Below are 17639 nucleotides of genomic sequence, written 5' to 3'. Positions count from 1 at the left end.
GTCCAGGATGGATCGCACGCGTTGCCTAGGATGAGGCCAGTATTGTGTCAGATGTTACGCTTTCGAGCGCTGTGCGCTCGAACCTGCTGTCTTTGCAGACAACCGCCGATTTGATGTCGATGACGCAGGAGCGTCTGGCAACAGGTCTCAAGGTCAATTCTGCCCTCGACAACCCAACCAACTTCTTCACAGCATCTTCGCTCAACAGCCGGGCAAGCGATTTGGCCCGTTTGATGGACGGCGTGTCCAATGCCACGCAGACGCTGGAAGCTGCCGACAACGGAATTTCGGCGATCACCAAGCTTGTTGAATCGGCACAGGCCGTCGCGCGCCAGGCACAGCAGTCAAGCGATACAGTCTTTGTCGCTGGGGTGTTTGGCTCAACCATCGTCAACGACACCAATGCGACGGTTACGGGCACAGTTGCCATCGCCAATGATGTTGAGAACGCTGTCCTTGGCGAGGAAATCAGCGGCCTAGGTACCAACGATACCGCGGCATCCTTTCTTTCTCCGGTACAAAGCTTTTCAGGCAGCACGTCGGCAGGCAGCGTGATCAACCAGGGTGAGACGTTGAGTTACTTGGCCGGCGGTGAGCAAATTGACTTCGCCTTCGATGTCTCCGGCGGCTACGTTCCCTCGGGCTCCGAAATCGTCATTGACGCCTCTGGAGATATGGACTCCGTGTTCAGCGCAATTCAGCAGGCAGCCCGCAATCAAGGCGGTAACTTCGCAAGTTTCACAATTGGGATCGACGGTTCAAACCAAATAGCTACCACCACCGGACAGGTCGGTGCGGGCGATCTAACTATCCTTGATGGCACCAGCAACGTCTTCGATCAGGCGCTGAACGTCATCGTTTTCCCGCCCTTGGCAGAAGACACCAACTCGATCCTCTCTGGACTAAGCAGCACACTTAATCTTCTCGACACGACGGGCACCCCGCAAAGCGTCGACATGAGCACGATCAACAGCATTGAGGACTTTGCTGCCGCAATTGCCACCTTGGGTGATGTCAGCGGTACGATTGTCGGCGATCAAGTCCTCTTCTCTGCCGATGATCCATGGACCATGTTGGGCACAGGCGATGGATGGGACTTAGGTTTCCGTCAAAATCCGCAGTCCTCCGATACAGTGAACGCTGGCTTGAGGGCGCTGGACGGGCAGACACTGACGATTGGTGATGACACTCTCACCTTCGGCAGCGATGATTCCGCTGGCCAAATCGACACGCGGGCAGAGTTCGAGACTGCGCTGGCCAATCTAACGACGCTAAACCTCGTTGCATCCATCGATGCTACGACCAATCAGCTGACCATTTCGACGACAGGTGATCCGAACACAACATTCACCGTCGGCGGAACGGTTGATGCCCTAGCAGCGTTCGGCATTTCCGAGTGGACCTATACCGGCACCAGTTCGGCCCTGACATCTTACTCCGCCCCCTCCACACCAGAAGACCAGACTTTCTACTTCAATCAGGGTGAAGGTCTAGGCAACACCCAGGTTTCTGTTCTCGGCGTCGACTCAGTTGAACTCCTGACATCGCTGGTCAGCCTTTTGCCCGGCGGTTCCTATGACCCAGTCGATCAACGCGTTGAGTTCACGCCCCTTGACGGGGTCGACACCATAACAATCACCAACAATGGGGCGAGAAAGTTTGGCCTTGAGCCTGGTGTGTACGCGGTGGGTGATGTCGCCAATCCGGAGCGGGCCGAGTTTGTCGATCAGTACAACGAAATCATGCAGCAGATCGACGACCTAGTCTCCGATTCAGGCTTCAACGGTGTCAATCTGATCGATGGAGACGATCTGGCGGTGATCTTCAATGAGGATGGATCATCGCGCCTCGACATCTCCGGATCAGATCTTACCGCTGCTGGGCTGGGATTGTCGGCATTGGGAAGCGAGGGTTTCGATAGTGAAGCCGGTATTGATGGAACGCTCGATTCACTGGGCCAGGCGATTGATACGCTGCGTTCGCAGGCGTCGGAGTTTGGTTCCAACCTCTCCATCGTGGAAACCCGTGAGGACTTCACCAAGTCCATGATCAACACGCTGGAAACTGGTGCTGCCAACCTCACGCTGGCCGATACCAACGAAGAGGGTGCCAACCTTTTGGCCCTGCAGACCCGTCAGCAGCTGTCCTCGACCGCTCTGTCGCTCGCTTCGCAGGCCGACCAGAACGTGCTGCGTCTGTTCTAAGACGCCCTCACCTTCCAAGCCCTTTTTGGTTATCAGCACCTTTCCGCCACCGCTCAAATTGCCACCCCCTCGCCGACCCAGCGCTTACATCTTTCTGCCATAACCTTTCCGGTTGGCCCTTTGCGCGACGGCGCAGTTTTCGGGCCTTGGGGTGGAAATGGTCGATACAGGTCTCTTCAGGCTCGGTGTGCTGTCTTCTGCATTTTTGATGCAGACCGCTCCCCTGCGCGATGGACAGATCAGCCAGACCGGCAACCCCGCCGGCACATCGACGTCTTCCACCGCTCAATCCCGCCAATCTTCCCGCTCGTCTGCCATCGCCGCGACGTCAGCGTTGGATGGGCGCATTGGCCGGATCAGCGCCGCCATCGACGATATGGGCAAAACGCTGAGCATGCTCAGCCGCGCCGAAAGCACCGCGGGCAACATCACCCAAACGCTGCGCGATCTTCGTCAGAAGCTATTGGACGGCACGAGCGAGGCTTCCGAAACGCGTGAAACGACCGTTATGGACGTCACCCCGGTCAATGCGCGACGGACTGGCGCGACCGCCCTGCCGGCTGCGGGCGATCTTTCGAGCGTTCTGGCGGGCGGCCAGGACGGCGAACTGTCGATCACCATTGGTCAAACCACCACCACACTCACCATTGCCGCCTCGGCCACGCGTACCCAGGTCGCTGATCAGTTGAATGCCGTTGACGGCTTGTCGGCCGCTTACGACGATCAAGATCGCCTAACGCTGGAAGCGACCAACGGCCAGCAACTGCAGATCCGCAATGCGGAAACGCTCGCTGACTTCGGCTTTTCCACCAACCGCACCGAAACGTTGAGCCGCGACGTTGAGGTCACCGACAACGCCTTGGCCTCAGGCACCAAGGACTTGTCAACCATTGCCAGCGCACAGGACTACGACGCAGCCAGCCTCGAGTCGGGACTGGAAATCACCATCGGAACCAACCCAACCGTCACAGTTACCCGCGCCGATGCGGCGACCTTGGCCGATTACGTAACGGCGCTCGATGCCGTAACCGGGCTGTCAGCCATGCTAGATGGCAGTGGCGCGCTGCAATTGGAGGCTGAAGGCGAACAAGCACTCGATGTGCGTTCCACCAGCAATACGATGTTGGACGTGCTCGGTCTGACCGCAACTGGCACCGAAACGGTCGATCTGACACGCACGGTTCAAGACAACGCGCAATTGACTGGAACGACGAACATCCGCGATTTGACGGTGCTCGACGACCTTGCCGGCACGCAGGACGGCGCCTCCTTCGACATTCAGCTCGGCAGCGCTGGATCAGCCACCCGCATTGATGTGACAAGCACAACCACCGGGCAGGACTTGCTCGACAGCTTAAACGCGGTTGCCAATGTCAGCGCCAGCTTTACCGCTGAAGGCGCGCTGCGGATCGAGGCAACGGACGGCTCCACGCTGGGGCTCACTGACATCAACGGCTCATTGACGAACGATCTCGGCATAACCGAGAACAGCACCCAGATCGTCACTACCGGCGACACCAATGCCGCCTATGCCACGAGCATCACAGGCACTGTTGATATCTCATCAGGCAAGCTGGAGGACTTGGCTGGCGTTTCAGTCGGCGGCCAGTTCGACATCCAGGTAGAGGGTGCCGCTGGCCCGACAACAATCACGATCAACAGCAATGATCGCTCCTCTGCCCTCCTCTCTCAACTCAACGCCATTGCGAACCTGACGGCCAGCCTCGACGGCAACGGCCAGCTACAGATCAGCACCGACAATGGCGCCGGCTTTACGATCACAGAAGGTCCGAGCCTCTCGCTGGAATCGCTTGGTATCGTTGAGAATATTCGCAATCCTAGCACGATTGAGGCCGAGATTACCGGGACCATTGATCTTGGCACCGGGCGCCTGCGTGACGTGGTCGGCATCAATCAGGACGATGCTTTCTCGCTGACGGTCAATGGGGCGAGCACGACGCTCACCATCGGACAGAACACATCGGCGGATGATTTGGCGGCCAGCATCAGCGCCATTGATGGTGTTTCAGCAACTACTACGGTCAATGGTGAGCTCCAAATCACCGGGCAGAACGGCTACCGCGTGGAACTGCGCAACGAAGTCGGCACCGTTCTCGAAGGCCTCGGTATCACGCTCAATGATAGCGAAGAACTGCCCACCGCCAGTTACACCATCACCGCATCAACAACCGGCAGCGTCGTCCTTAATCGCAACGACCGCCTGAGCAGCGTCGACGGCGCTTTTGCCACCGGAAACCTGCAGATCGACATCACAACGGATGTGGGTGGCACGCCGATCACCACGCCCAATACCATCATAATCAACGAAAATGACCGCGTGCGTGACCTGGTGGATCAGATCAACGCCATTGCCGGCATTTCGGCCAGCCTCAACGCCGACGATCAGCTGGAAATCATCGCCGACAACGACACAACGGGCTTCTCGCTCGCTTCGATCGGATCTGACGTGCTCTCCCCGCTAGGCCTGAGCGCAGGCGACTATGACCCCGTCATTGTGCCACCTGGCACCGAAGACGTGGCCTATGCCTCGGCGGACTCGTCGGTTGGCCCGGAAACACGCACTGTGCGTGTTGGCAGCGCCACTGCCAATGTGACCGATCGCGAGGAAAACTACACTGAAGATTGGGGCATTGTTCAGCAGACCGCCACGCAGCGCACCGTAACTGAGGACTACCAGTCGGACTTTTTGGAGGTGAACCCGACGACTTTCACGTCGTTCCGGACGGTGAATGAACCGCTGGCCGAAGGAGAGGAAAGCTTCGATCCTGCGTTCGAATGGGAAACAGCCCGCCTGTCGATAGAGAACGACATCAGTCTGGCCATTTCAGCCGGCGCGGTCGTTCTGACCGGAACTTCGGCAAGTGTCGCGGGCCGTGAGGGCCAATCCAATGGCAGCGTCGTACGTGGCCAGGATTTGTCGATCGAAGGGCTCGGGCTGTCTGGCCTAGGTGATCTCCTTGCCGCAAACGATATCGATGGCGCCATCACCCAAATCGACCAAGCCATTTTCCAAACGAGCTTTGCTGAACGCCAATTCTCTGCCGATTCAGCGCGCATCGACTTGGATTCCTCGATCGCAAGCGCATTGGAATCTCGGCTCGGAGACCAACGCGCTTCGCTGTTCAGCGTCGCCGCGCCGCAACAGACAGCGAGCAACACCGGCAATCAGCTAGCCGCTCTGCAACTGGCCTTGGCTGGCAACCGAACCGATCAGCTTCGAAGCTTCGCCTAGCCCAGCCACGAGCAAACCGTGATAGGTTCCACCAGCCGCAGAATCACTGGCGATGGAGAGGCTAGAATGGCCCTTAAAGTTGAACTGAAACCGGGCGAACGCATCATCCTGGGTGACTGCGTGATCACCAACGACAACCAACGCACTCGGCTCTTCATCGAAGGCGACGCGCCGATCTTGCGCGAGAAGGATATTCTCACCGTCGAGACGGCCGATACACCCGCCAAGCGTGTCTATTTGTCGGTTCAGCTCATGTATTTGGATGGCAATATCGACAGCCATGCGGACGATTTTTTGCGCCTCAGCCAAGACTTTTTGAACGCCGCGCCGTCCAGCGCGGGAATCATCGAACGCATTAATAACAGAATATTAACGGGTGACCTCTACAAAGCGTTAAGAGAAGCTAAGGCTTTGATTTCGCACGAAGAGGAGCGACTGAAGGATGCAACACTCAGCGGCGGCGGCCTACGGGCGCACGACACAGGCGACGGTCCAACCACGTGACCTAGAAGCCCATTTGCTGATGAAATCAGCCGCGCAATTGCAGACCATCCACGACAATTGGGATGACCTTCACGAAACGCTCAATGATGCCCTGCTCTACAACCGACGCTTGTGGGCAGTGTTCCTGGACGCCGTGACCGCAGAAGACAGCCCCCTCCCCCGCCCAGTGGCGCAGAACGTGGCCAATCTCGGCTTCTTCGTCTTCAACCACACCCTAAAAATTCAGATGAAGCCGGAAGCCGACAAGCTTCGCAGCCTCATCTCGATCAACAAAGAGATTGCCGCTGGTCTTCGTGGTGTTACCGAAGACGATGCCAGCGTTGAAAGCGCTGGCACACAGTCGCCTTCAGCCGCCTGAACCGATGCCCGCTCTTCAAACCAAAAAAGCCCGGCGATTTCGCCGGGCTTTTTTTTTCAGGTTTAGGAAAAACCGTTCTAGCGCAGATAATTGACCAGCGAGAGTTCGCGCAGCATGGCCGTCACCGAATAGGTCGCTTCCAAGCGCGTTTGGATGTTGAGGAGCTTGGCCGCGACCTCCTCCTGCGTAATCCCATCGGTGCCGTCCAGAATATCATTATAGACCGCGCGGGTCGCGATATGACGCTCTTTGGTGGCTTCCATAAGCGTTGATGCCGTGCCGACCTCCAACGCGATTGAGCGTGGAAGTGTGCCACCGGATGGATCGTCGAGGTTCTCGCGCGTGCGACCGGCCACTTGCGTGTAGCGATTGGCAGCGCTTGGATCATCAACATCGAAGCTTTGGGCGGAAAACACCGCCAGTTCGCGCAAGGTCGTGCGCAGCGCGTCTTCGCTGGCGCGGGCACCATAGGCCACTTGTACGCCATCATCGACACGTGTGGTGTTGGTCAGACGTGCATCCAGCGGACCGTCTTCGCCCTGATACCAGACGACCGTGTTGGTCGCATCGGCCACCGTCGACGTCGCGCCGGCGATGCCATTCACAACGTCTGGTACGACCCGCAAAGGCGGGTTGTTGTCGAAAAAGTCTTGGCCGGCGCGGACCGCCGATGCCGCGGCCAGATCAGTGCGGGCCAGATCATCGATAGCATTGCGGATTGCGACGCCGAGGTTCGCCGCCGTTGCCGCCGGATTGGGGTTAACCTGGAATACATTCTCGCCATCCCCCCAGCTATCAGCAGCGGTCAGCGTGATGTCCTGGCGTGTGCCATCCGGCATGGTAACGGCAAAGCGAACCGTTTCACCGACATCGACCGGGCCTGTGACCTCAAAGCTCAGCGCCTCGGGTGCACCGGCGGGACCCGTCGTGGTGATCGATGGTGACGTTGCTGAAGCGCCAGCAACCGTATCAAGCTGAAAACCGAACGCATCGCCCCCGGCCTCGGTGATAGAAGTGACGGCGCCAACCGTCGCCAAATCAAGGCGCCCCGTGAGCAAAGGATCAGACAGCGACCCACCAAGATCGGCCGTTTGGCGCTCATCGAGCACCTGCTTGAAACCGTCGCGCGCGCCAACCCCTTCCATGATGTCGGCGGCAGGCGCCACGGGCTTGGTGTCACCCGCCAGACCGGAGAACAGGAACTGGCCTTCAACATCTGTGTTGAGAAGGGTCACCGTTTCGTAGAAGCGAAACTCGGCAGAGACTTGTGCTGTCGTGCGGTCACCATTTTGGATGACAAACGAGGTCGGGATCGCATCGCCTTTCATCTCGCTGGCGATGCCATCAAGCCGCTCCAGAGTTTCCGACATGATCGCAAACGTTACTTCGGTCCGCTGGATCGCCTCCTGGTAGCCATCAAGGGCTGCGCGTTCAGCGCGAAACTCCAAGGATGTGGAGCGTACCGACCCCAGATCGGCGTAATTGTCGGCGCGCATACCAGTGCCGAGCTGACGTTGGAGGTTGTCAAGCTGCGAGCGCAGCGAGAGCATCCGATCGGTGTTGATGGAGCTCTGCGTGACGGAATTGACGGTCATTCGATACGCTCCCTTAGATGTTCAGCAAGAGGTCCATCATCTCGCGCGCGACGCTCATCACCTGAGCATTGGCAGCGTAGATGGACTGCAATTCGGTAAGGCGGGCCATTTCTTCATCGATATTGACGCCCGATTCCGCGCTCTGACGAGCCAGAAGACCGTTGGTGACGATGTCCTGACCTTCCAGGGCCCGCTGCGAGGAGGCGGCATCAAACCCCGTCTTGTTGACGATTTCACGCCCGAAGGACGCAAGATCAATCGACAGCGGATTGGCGGAGGACCCGATGCCCGTGTTGGAGTCGATGCCGAACCGTGTGGATGTGAACTGCTCAAAAAGATAGGTCGCCCGCGTCGTATCCCCCGACGGCGTGCTCGCTGTCATTTTGGAAAGCACTGACGGATCGCTCAGGATTTCGTTGTTCAGCTGGATGCGCGAGGAAAAGCCGACCTTTTGGTTCTGGCCATTCTGGCTGTTGGTGTAAAAGCCATTGTTCTCAATGCCATCGTTGAACATCGGCAGTTCCGGCGAACCGGACTGCAAGCCGGTCACCGACAGCCGCGCCGACAGCGAGTTAATTTCATACTGGCCGGTCGCACCATCATCGATGAACTGCAACGCACCGCCGGTTCCAGTGGCCGTTGTCAGATTGATCCCATTGGCAGCCAGCGCCGCTTCAACCGCGGCCGGATCGGTCAGATCCACACCGATCACCAAATCGTTTGGATCGACGGTCAGGTCATTCTCAAGCGGCAAGGAGGCCGGGTCGGTGACGTGGACCAACGTGACTTGCCGCGTAGCAGGCGCAACCGTGTCGGTGACATTGAGCGAAACCTCATTGCCGGGCTGAATGCCGGTCAGATCGATCTGCAGGCCGTCAAAGCCTGTACCACCGATCGCCGTGCCATCAGCAAGCGTGGTGACGCCGGTGAGGTTGGTTTCGGCATAAGACGCAACCGACACGTTCGATGCCGCACCAGTCGATCCTGATCGCAGATCGATCGCCGTGCCATCGGAAACAGCATACGTTACACCAACCGTGGAAAAGGCTGTGTTGGCCTCCTGGTTGATCAGTGCCACCAATTCAGCCTGCGTCACGGCAGCAGGATCTACCGCGCCAGCAGCAGCTTCGGCGTAGGTGATGTCCACGGTCTGGGTGACGCCATCGACGGTCAGGTCGAAGGAGACCAAGCCATTATTGGCACCACCATTGGTGAAATCGACGGGTGCGTACGTGCCGGTGCCACCCAGGTCAGCGCTAGTGTCGCCAGGGATCGGATCAAGAGCAGCACTGGGTTCCATGCGCGTCGACATGCTGAGCGCCAAATGGTGAGCAAACTCATCGAGCCGGTTCTGCATCTCGACCAGCGTGTCGTCGCGCAGCTCCACGAACCCAGCCAGGCGCCCCGAACGGATGTTGTTTCCGGCCAGCAGATCGATGGAGTCACCACCCAGCATACCGATGGTCACGGTTCCGACAGTACGCTCGCTCGGAATGCTAGAATACTGCGACAGCGGGTTGAGTTTGGCCGCTTGATCGAAGTTCAACGTCTGTGCTTCGCCGCTGAAAAGCGAGATGCCAGAATTGGTGAAGATCGAAACCGAACCGCTCTGCTGTTCCAGCACCTGGATATCGATTTCCTTGGCCAGTAGGTCGATGTAACGATCGCGCTCATCCAAAAGGTCGGCAGGAACCTTGGCATCGCCGGCAATGCCGATGATTGAATTGTTGACCTGCTCAATGCGCTCCAACGCATCGTTGATGTTGCGCACGCTGTCGGCGATCCCCTGCTCCGCCTCGGTGCGCAGTTGCTGCACATCCTCGCTCATGGCGTTGAGTGTTTGCGCCAGAACCTGGGCATCCCCGATCACCGCTTGCTGCGCGGTGAACGAGGAGGGATTGTCGCTAAGGCCAGAAAGGCTGGAGGAAAAGTTACTCACCAATGTGTCGAAGGCGCTAGCCGAACCAGGCGCGCCCATCATCGTATTCAGGCGATCCTGATAGCTCGCTACGGTCTGCACATAGCCCGACGCACCGAGCTCAGAACGGATCTGTTTTTGCAAAAGCGTGTCAAGCTGACGGTCGAGTGACTCAGTGCGAACACCAATGACCTTGGTGCCGGCAATGGTCGTCGATTGCGAAACCGATTTGCGCGTGTAGCCGGGAGTATCGGCGTTGGCGATGTTGACCGCCAACACGTCAAGCTGCGCTTTGGTAACCGAAAGACCGGAAAGCGATGCGCCAAGCGCGCCGTATACACCCATCGTTCTGCCCTTACTCTACACCCGAGGCCGCGTTCAAAGGCCCTAGCGGACCATGCCCAGAACTTCCTGCATCATCTCATCGGAGACCGAGACGATGCGGGTGGACGCCGAGTAGGCCTGCTGGGTGACGATCAGTTTGGTGAACTCGTTTGAGATATCGACGTTCGACATCTCCAAGGCGCTGCCCACGACATCACTGGCGTCGATGAGGATCGGATCGCCGGATTCACGGGTGGCGAGAAACCCGCCGCCTTCGGTTTTGCGCAGCTGCGAGTCACCGTTGAAGGTGGCAATGGCAACCTCGGCGATATCAACCACCTGGCCGTTGGAATAGGCAGCCACCACGCGACCAGCTTCAGAGATCGAGACGCCAATCAACTCACCAGCACCATAGCCGTTCTGGCTTAGGGTCGTGAGCTGCGCATTGCCGCTCGGATCAGAGAACTGCGTCACACCGTCCGTGTCATGGCGCATACGCACGCCACTCAGCGTCGAGCCATTGATCTGGAAGTTGACCACTGGATCAGCCGCCGGTGCGGTCATCGTGCCATCGGTCGCAAAGGTGTAATCGGTGCCCGTGTTGCGCCAAGCAGGATCGGTGCCTGACGCATTGGAATCGCTAAGATAATAGAGCTGCCATTGGTCAGCCGGATCGCCATTACCGACGGATGCGGTCTTTGCCCAGCGGAACTGAATGTTCACAGGCGCGCCGGATTCATCGAACACTGTCGTGGCGCCGCCAGCCACAGTGTTTTGCAGGAACACCGGAACGTCAGCGGCCTGAATGAAGCCATCCGTCGCAGTCGCCGGGATCACGGTCGGATCATTGGTGAAATCAACAGGATCAAGCAGCTCCGATCCCGCCACAGCCGGGTCGGAGTCAGCGGTCAGGGGGAAGCGAGCCAAGTTGACGCGGTAGTCGATCTGGCTTGTTGGCAGAGCGGCCAAGAAATCGCTCTGAATTTGCACCGTTTCCGGTGCTGAGCCTTGTGGGTTACCGGTGGTGGGATCAATCGGCAGGCCTTGAAGGAAGTATCCTGCCCCGTTCACCAAATAGCCGGACCGATCGATCTCAAAATCACCGCGGCGCGTGTAAGCATCGGTGTCATCAAAGACCGGGCGGTTATCAACCTCGCCGATCTGCTGGGCGACGACAAAGTAACCGTCACCCTGGATCGCCATGAAAGTTTCAACGTCGCTTCGCTGAACCGAACCCTGAACATCATTGGTCGCCCGCGTCGAGGCCGTCACACCGCCTGGCGCCTGCCGCGATGGCGCAGCATCGGCCACCATGTCGGCAAAACTCGTCTCAGCGCGTTTATAGCCGACGGTTTGCGAGTTCGCGATGTTGCCGGAAATCTGCTCCAATGCGTAGGCCTGCGACTGCAAGCCGGAAACCGCGTTGTTGAGTGCGCCAAAGATACCCATAACTGTGCCCTAGCCTTTACCGTTGGGTTGATCGTTGCCCGGTTGTCGCGGGCGTGTTTGTACTGTCGAAGCTTTTGCAGCTTCCGTGCCAAACGTTTTTTCTATTACTTTTCAATAGTATAGAGAAATGAACAGGCCCTACCCGCGCACGCCGATCCGGCAAAACCCGCCGCGCCCGGCAAGATTTACCGACCAGGTGAACTTGCTCCGCCAGCTTTCCAAGGGCGCAAGGGTGGACTAGCGTTGGGCATGGACGAGATTGAAACAGCGCCTGTGACTGGCCGCAAAACCTTGCTTTTGATGCGCCACGCCAAATCGTCGTGGCAGGACGCCGATTGCCCCGATATCGAGCGCCCCTTGAACAAGCGTGGCCGTCAGGCCGCCGACGCGATGGCGCCGCTTGTCGCCGCCTGGCAGCCGCAATGGATTGGCTGCTCCATCGCCCAGCGCACGCGCGCCACCCTTCTGCCTATCATCGACAATCTCACCGCGCCCGCGGAGATCGAGCTCACTGCGGCGCTGTACGACAGCAATGAAGCAGCCTATCTGCGCCTACTGCGGGCTCTGCCCAACACGATCAATCGCGCGCTGTTGATCGGCCACAACCCGGTGCTGGAAGAGCTTTGCCAAATGCTGATCGGATCAGCCGAGCCCAATGCCTTGGAACGGCTGATGGAAAAACTGCCGACCGGCACGCTGGTTGTACTCGAATGCGCCATTGCGCGCTGGTCAGACCTCGCGCCGCAGACAGCTGATCTGCGTGATACTATTCGCCCGCGCGACCTGCTCAACCAGCGCTAGCGGCTTGCAATCGCGGTCTTGCGGGCAAATATGTGAGGGCTACGCCCGAGCATCATGCCCCCTACCCGGACCCAGCCCGCTTGCCCAACCTCACTGTTCTTGACGATGTCCGCCTCGGCGCCCAGAGCCTGCTCAGCACCGCCGGCGATTTGGCGACGCCCAGCCTGCGCATTGGCGTCACCGGTCTCTCGCGCGCCGGCAAAACCGTGTTTTTGACATCACTGGTGCATGCCTTATTGCATGGCGGTCATTTGCCCTCCCTTCAGGCGTCGCGATCAGGCCGTCTGATCGGCGCGAACCTCACCCAACAGCCGGACGATGACGTGGCGCGGTTCGCGCTGGAAGAGCATGTGCACGATCTGCTGCATAACCGGACCTGGCCGAAGTCCACGCGCCAAATCTCTGAGCTTCGTCTGACCTTGCGCTTTGAGCCGACCTCGACCTTGGCGCGAACGCTGGGCCGCACCAGCCTGCATCTTGATTTGGTCGATTATCCCGGCGAATGGCTGCTTGACCTACCGCTGCTCGATCAGGATTACGAGACCTTTTCCAAGGAGGCTTTGAGCCGCGCCCGCGACCCGGAACGCAAGGCCCTAGCCCAGCCGTTTCTGGACGCCATGCGCCAAGCCGATGGTGCCGCCGCGCTGGACGAGCCGACGGCGAGCCGCCTGGCCGACCTCTACACCCAGTATCTGCGCGCCTGCAAAGAGAGCGAAACGGCTCTTTCGATGCTCCCGCCCGGCCGTTTTTTGATGCCTGGTGAGCTTGAAGGCTCGCCGGCCCTCACCTTCGCGCCGCTCGACAAACCGGTGGACGGAAAATCCGGCAAATCAAGTCTTTACGGCGCCATGGAGCATCGGTTCGAAGCCTATAAACGGGTCGTCGTCAAACCCTTTTTCATCGATCATTTTGCGCGTCTGGACCGCCAGATCGTGCTGGTCGATACGCTCGCTGCGATCAATGCCGGTCCAGGCGCTATGCGCGATCTGCGCGATGCCCTCTCGGCGATCCTTGCCTGCTTCAAGGCGGGCGAAAACTCGATCCTGTCCAAGCTGTTTGGACCGCGCATCGACAAGATCGTCTTCGCCGCCACCAAGGCCGATCATCTTCACCACAGCCAGCACGACCAGTTGGAGGCGATCCTCGATCACCTGGTCACCGACGCGCGCAAAAAAGCACTTTTCTCCGGCGCCAAGGTCGAAACACTCGCCATCGCGTCTGTTCGCGCCACACGCGAGGCCAGCGCCAAAACCGGCAGCGACACCATTGGCGCTGTTGCCGGCGTGCCGATCAAGGGCGAGACGATCAATGGCCAGACCTTTGATGGTGAGCGCGAAGTGGCGATCTTCCCCGGCGATCTACCGACCGATCCCGGCAAGCTGATGGGACCCACGGCCAAGACCTATCCGCTGCGTTTCGTTCGGTTCCGCCCACCGAAGCTCGACACGCGGCCAACCGCCAAGCCCGGCCTGCCGCACATCCGGCTCGACAGGCTCCTGCAGTTCCTTCTCGGCGACAAGCTTGCCTAATCAGGCTGAGCCAAATCAACGCGTGACCCATCGATCATGAGCAAAACCCGCAAACCGCAAGTTCTTGAGCTCACATCCGTCGAGGTGGAAAGCGAGGCGCCGCTTTTTGCCGAGCCATTGGACGAGGGCCAATCGCAAACTGTGGCAGCGCCACGCGGGTTCCGCTGGCTTGCTTTATTCGGCTCGGCCTTTGCCGGTCTGATCCTGCTTGGCCTGACTCTATGGGCCGAAAACTTTGTCAGCACGCTCCTTGAGCGCCAGCCGGCGCTTGGATGGGTCGCCCTTGGCCTTTTGGTTTTGGCCGCGCTGGGGCTGCTTGGCTTCATCGCAAAGGAAACGCGCGCCATCATGCGTTTGGAAAAGCTCGATGATCTGCGCGACAGTTTCCAAAAGGCCTATGACGAAGACGATACACCGGCGGCGCGCAAGGCCCTTGATCAAGTAACGGCGATCTATCGCAGCCACCCAAACACGGCCCATGGCCGCGCGACCTTCGAGCAGCAGCGTGTCGGCGTTCTGGATGCGCAGGACCTTATTGTGATTGCCGAAGAGTCGCTGATGGCGCCGCTTGATCGTGAGGCGGTACGACTGGTTTCCACGTCGGCCAGGCGCGTGTCGCTGGTCACGGCACTCTCGCCGCGCGCCCTGGTGGACATTGCGATGGTAGCGTTTCAGTGCGTCACCCTCACCCGCCAGATTGCCCAACTCTATGGTGCGCGGCCTGGATTCCTGGGTGCCCTAAAGCTCGGACGGCATATGATGGCCCATCTGGCGATCACTGGTGGCATCGCGGCGACTGAAGGATTGGTTTCGCAGGTGCTTGGCCACTCGCTTGCTGCGCGGCTTTCCACCCGTTTGGGCGAAGGGGTGATCAACGGCCTGCTGACGGCGCGTGTTGGCATTGCCGCCATCGCCGTCACACGGCCCATGCCGCATATCGCCGGCAATGGCCCAACGCTGAGTGAAGTCACGCGCGGGATCGCAGGTCTTGGCGGGTCAAACGGAACGAAGAAGGACGAGACCTAACCGGTTCGCGCCAGCGGCAGATCGAACACCGTGATGTTGGCACCATTGACGATGGTCGTCACCAGAAGTCGCACCTGATTGGTCCCCTGCGCGACCAACAACAACCGTCCCTCCGACCCATCATCGGCTGACAGGCGCAGGAACAAGTCACCACGCGATAAGCGTCCATTCAGCCCACCGCTGATGTAGTTCAGAGGGCTGGAAAGCTCGCCGTGAAATTGCTGCGTCATGTCGCTGAAATAAAGCGACATGCCGATCCGGCCGGATTGATTGGGTGTGCGGCAGTTCGCGTTCAGCGAAATTCTTGCCGCGCTGTGCAGCTCACCTTGAACATCGCAGAGCACGGCAATCTCGCCCTGCGTCGTCGCAGCGCGCCCTTGGCCCGCCCATTGACCTTCCAGCAGTTGCAGAAAGACAACCTCATTGGTGCCGGCAACGCCAGCACCGCCGGTCCAGAGCCCAATGCACAACGCCGCCAGGATGGCGGCGCCATGGCGAAATCGAACTAGGAGATTGGAGCCGATCAAAGCACGCCCAGCTTCTTCTGCAGGTTCGAGGACGACGTCGTGTACTGAAACACGATCCGCTTATCCGGAAACACAATGCGCCCAACGGCCTGCGCCATCAAGGCAGCTTCATGGAAACCGGAAAGGATCAGCTTCAGCTTGCCTGGATACCAGTTGATATCACCGATGGCGAAGATACCTGGTTCAGATGTCTCAAATTTCTCGGTGTCCACGGTGATCAGATTTTCGTGCAGGTTGAGGCCCCATTCAGCGACCGGCCCTAGCTTCATGGTGAGGCCGAAAAACGGCAACAAGCGCGTACACGCGACTTCCGTTTCACTGTCCTTGTTTTTGATCACAACCGAGGCGAGCTGTCCCGCCTCGCCCTTCAACTGCGACACCTGTCCAAGCTCAAAACGCATAGCGCCAGCTTCGACCAGAGCGCGCATCTTGTTGACGCTGTCGGGTGCGGCCCGAAACTCATCACGCCTGTGCACAAGCGTCAGCGAGTTGGCAAGAGGCTGAAGATTGAGCGTCCAGTCGAGTGCGGAATCACCGCCGCCCACGACAACCAGATCATGGCCACGAAAAGCCTCCATCTGACGCACGGCGTAGGCCACGGACGTGCCTTCAAAAGCCTCGATGCCTGCAATCGGTGGGCGCTTGGGTTGAAACGAACCACCGCCGGCCGCCACGACAACGGCCTTGCAGAGAAAGCGCTGGCCAGTATCGGTCGCGATCGCAAAGCGCCCGTCATCCTGCTTGTGCAGTTCGGTGACCATTTGGCTGAAGTGAAACTCCGGCTCAAAGGGTTTGATCTGCTCCATCAATTGATCGACGAGACCTTGACCAGAAATCTCCGGCCAAGCCGGGATGTCGTAAATCGGCTTTTCCGGATAAAGCTCAGCGCATTGGCCGCCTGCGCGATCGAGGATGTCGATCAGATGTGCTTTGACGTCGAGCAGCCCAAGTTCGAACACTGCAAACAGGCCCACCGGCCCGGCGCCAATGATAACGACATCCGTTTCGATGGTCTGGGCTGCGCTGTCGCCAGTCACGGTGTCGAGCATGGTCGTCTCCTCGCCTGGCTAAGGTGACAGGCGCTTGCGGCGCTTAGGCCTGGAATTCTGGGACCCGCACGACCAAGCCGTTGAACGCCGGTGTAACGCGCAGTTGGCAAGACAGGCGGCTTTCATCGCGCACATCATAGGCAAGGTCGAGCATATCCTCTTCCATCACCTCTGGGCTTCCCGTCGTCTCTTTCCACGCGGGTTCGACATAGACATGGCAGGTTGCACAGGCGCACGCGCCACCGCAGCTCGCTTCAATGCCCGGCACGCCGTTCATCACGGCAGCCTCCATCACCGTTGAGCCTTCCTGAGCCTCAACTTCGTGCTGCGTTCCATTGTGTTCGATGAATGTAATCTTGATCATAGACCTGCCTAACGGTGGACGCGTGCGCTTGCCTCGGCAAAAATGCCAAGCTTGCCGAGCGCACAGTGATGGCGCGTCCTAACAAAGCCCACCTTGCCTTGTGAAGCGCAACAATGCGCGCAGAAACGGCATTGTCTTTGTTGCGATGTCGCAGGATGCTCAAAGATGTGGCGTGTCAGATGGCCAAAAGCTCATCGACGCGAGACGAAACGGCCTCGATCGCAGAGAGTGTCGCGGCAAGATGGGCATCATCTTGCGGGTCGTCCTCACCGTCTTCTGCCAGAGCCGCCAGCTGGAAGGCGCCAACGCCACGTGCGCTGCCTTTGACGAGGTGATAGAGCCTGCCGCGTTCAACCGCGCTGGTCGTCGCGCGCAGCGCCCGACCGGTGCTTTCAACTTGATCGAGAAAGAGCAGCAAGACATCGCGCTCAAGTTCGGGATCGCCAAATGTCTGGCAGCTCAGGTGAACCAGATCGAGCAGTTTGGGTGGATAAACCGTTTGGCCATCCACAACCTTTTCGCTGGTTCCGATCAGCGACGGCACTTGGTGTGCGCCCATCCTCTTGTCCCCTTGTCTGACACGAAATTCCGGCCAGCCCTTACCCTTTCTCCTTAACCACTCTGCGCCCCAGCCCTTTCATCGGCGTTAACGGCCGACCGATTCTTCTGGCCTCCTGCGTGACGTTAACTATGATGAACAAATTGCTAACAAAGAGACGTAAGTGTCTTCAATTTGAA

The 17639-nt window shown here is 59.0% G+C and carries 14 protein-coding genes; 7 read left to right on the top strand and 7 right to left on the bottom strand.

What is annotated here, in order from left to right; genetic code table 11:
* Positions 1–44: 44 nt before the first annotated feature.
* The 4 genes from JJ917_02770 to flaF all read left to right on the top strand — a co-directional run bounded on the left by JJ917_02770 (position 45) and on the right by flaF (position 6319).
* Positions 45–2204 carry a hypothetical protein gene (locus JJ917_02770; GenBank protein MBO6697734.1) on the top strand — a complete coding sequence of 720 codons (2160 nt, stop codon included), beginning with the start codon at positions 45–47 and terminating at the stop codon, positions 2202–2204.
* 157 nt (positions 2205–2361) lie between these two features.
* Positions 2362–5457, top strand: a complete 3096-nt coding sequence (locus JJ917_02765) for a hypothetical protein (GenBank protein MBO6697733.1) — start codon at positions 2362–2364, stop codon at positions 5455–5457.
* A 66-nt stretch (positions 5458–5523) separates the two neighbouring features.
* The gene (gene flbT, locus JJ917_02760) at positions 5524–5961 is read left to right on the top strand and encodes a flagellar biosynthesis repressor FlbT (GenBank protein MBO6697732.1); all 438 of its coding nucleotides are present in this window, start codon (positions 5524–5526) and stop codon (positions 5959–5961) included.
* Positions 5900–6319 (top strand): flagellar biosynthesis regulator FlaF, encoded by a 420-nt coding sequence (flaF, locus tag JJ917_02755; GenBank protein ID MBO6697731.1) that lies wholly within the window; start codon positions 5900–5902, stop codon positions 6317–6319. Before flbT ends, flaF begins: the two co-directional genes overlap by 62 nt.
* Positions 6320–6396: 77 nt before the next feature.
* On the opposite strand, the gene JJ917_02750 is transcribed toward flaF, so the two are convergent.
* Genes JJ917_02750 through JJ917_02740 form a run of 3 tightly spaced genes read right to left on the bottom strand, consistent with a single transcriptional unit; the run spans position 6397 to position 11605 of the window.
* Positions 6397–7914, bottom strand: a complete 1518-nt coding sequence (locus JJ917_02750) for a hypothetical protein (GenBank protein MBO6697730.1) — start codon at positions 7912–7914, stop codon at positions 6397–6399.
* 13 nt (positions 7915–7927) lie between these two features.
* The gene (gene flgK / locus JJ917_02745) at positions 7928–10177 is read right to left on the bottom strand and encodes a flagellar hook-associated protein FlgK (protein ID MBO6697729.1); all 2250 of its coding nucleotides are present in this window, start codon (positions 10175–10177) and stop codon (positions 7928–7930) included.
* A gap of 42 nt (positions 10178–10219) precedes the next feature.
* Positions 10220–11605 carry a flagellar hook-basal body complex protein gene (locus JJ917_02740; protein ID MBO6697728.1) on the bottom strand — a complete coding sequence of 462 codons (1386 nt, stop codon included), beginning with the start codon at positions 11603–11605 and terminating at the stop codon, positions 10220–10222.
* A 249-nt stretch (positions 11606–11854) separates the two neighbouring features.
* Here JJ917_02740 and JJ917_02735 point away from each other — a divergent pair, with 249 nt between their 5' ends.
* The 3 genes from JJ917_02735 to JJ917_02725 all read left to right on the top strand — a co-directional run bounded on the left by JJ917_02735 (position 11855) and on the right by JJ917_02725 (position 14961).
* Complete coding sequence (locus JJ917_02735; protein ID MBO6697727.1) at positions 11855–12406, top strand: histidine phosphatase family protein; 552 nt, start codon at positions 11855–11857, stop codon at positions 12404–12406.
* A gap of 80 nt (positions 12407–12486) precedes the next feature.
* Positions 12487–13935: a YcjX family protein gene (locus JJ917_02730; GenBank protein MBO6697726.1), complete on the top strand. Its 1449-nt coding sequence runs from the start codon at positions 12487–12489 to the stop codon at positions 13933–13935.
* A 36-nt stretch (positions 13936–13971) separates the two neighbouring features.
* Positions 13972–14961 carry a TIGR01620 family protein gene (locus JJ917_02725; GenBank protein ID MBO6697725.1) on the top strand — a complete coding sequence of 330 codons (990 nt, stop codon included), beginning with the start codon at positions 13972–13974 and terminating at the stop codon, positions 14959–14961.
* Here the strand turns inward: JJ917_02725 and JJ917_02720 are convergent.
* The 4 genes from JJ917_02720 to JJ917_02705 form a co-directional block, all read right to left on the bottom strand.
* Positions 14958–15488: a hypothetical protein gene (locus tag JJ917_02720; protein ID MBO6697724.1), complete on the bottom strand. Its 531-nt coding sequence runs from the start codon at positions 15486–15488 to the stop codon at positions 14958–14960. The two genes, JJ917_02725 and JJ917_02720, sit on opposite strands and share 4 nt — an antisense overlap.
* Complete coding sequence (locus tag JJ917_02715) at positions 15485–16537, bottom strand: NAD(P)/FAD-dependent oxidoreductase (GenBank protein MBO6697723.1); 1053 nt, start codon at positions 16535–16537, stop codon at positions 15485–15487. Before JJ917_02715 ends, JJ917_02720 begins: the two co-directional genes overlap by 4 nt.
* Positions 16538–16580: 43 nt before the next feature.
* Entirely contained in the window at positions 16581–16901 is a 321-nt protein-coding gene (locus JJ917_02710; protein MBO6697722.1) for a 2Fe-2S iron-sulfur cluster binding domain-containing protein, read from the bottom strand.
* 175 nt (positions 16902–17076) lie between these two features.
* Positions 17077–17460, bottom strand: a complete 384-nt coding sequence (locus JJ917_02705; protein ID MBO6697721.1) for a histidine kinase — start codon at positions 17458–17460, stop codon at positions 17077–17079.
* Between the last annotated feature and the right edge of the window lie 179 nt (positions 17461–17639).

It is taken from the genome of Hyphomicrobiales bacterium, from assembly GCA_017642935.1.
Lineage (GTDB): Bacteria > Pseudomonadota > Alphaproteobacteria > Rhizobiales > MH13 > MH13.
Note: the sequence above shows the minus strand (reverse complement) of the source record. Positions and strands in the feature narration are given on the sequence as shown.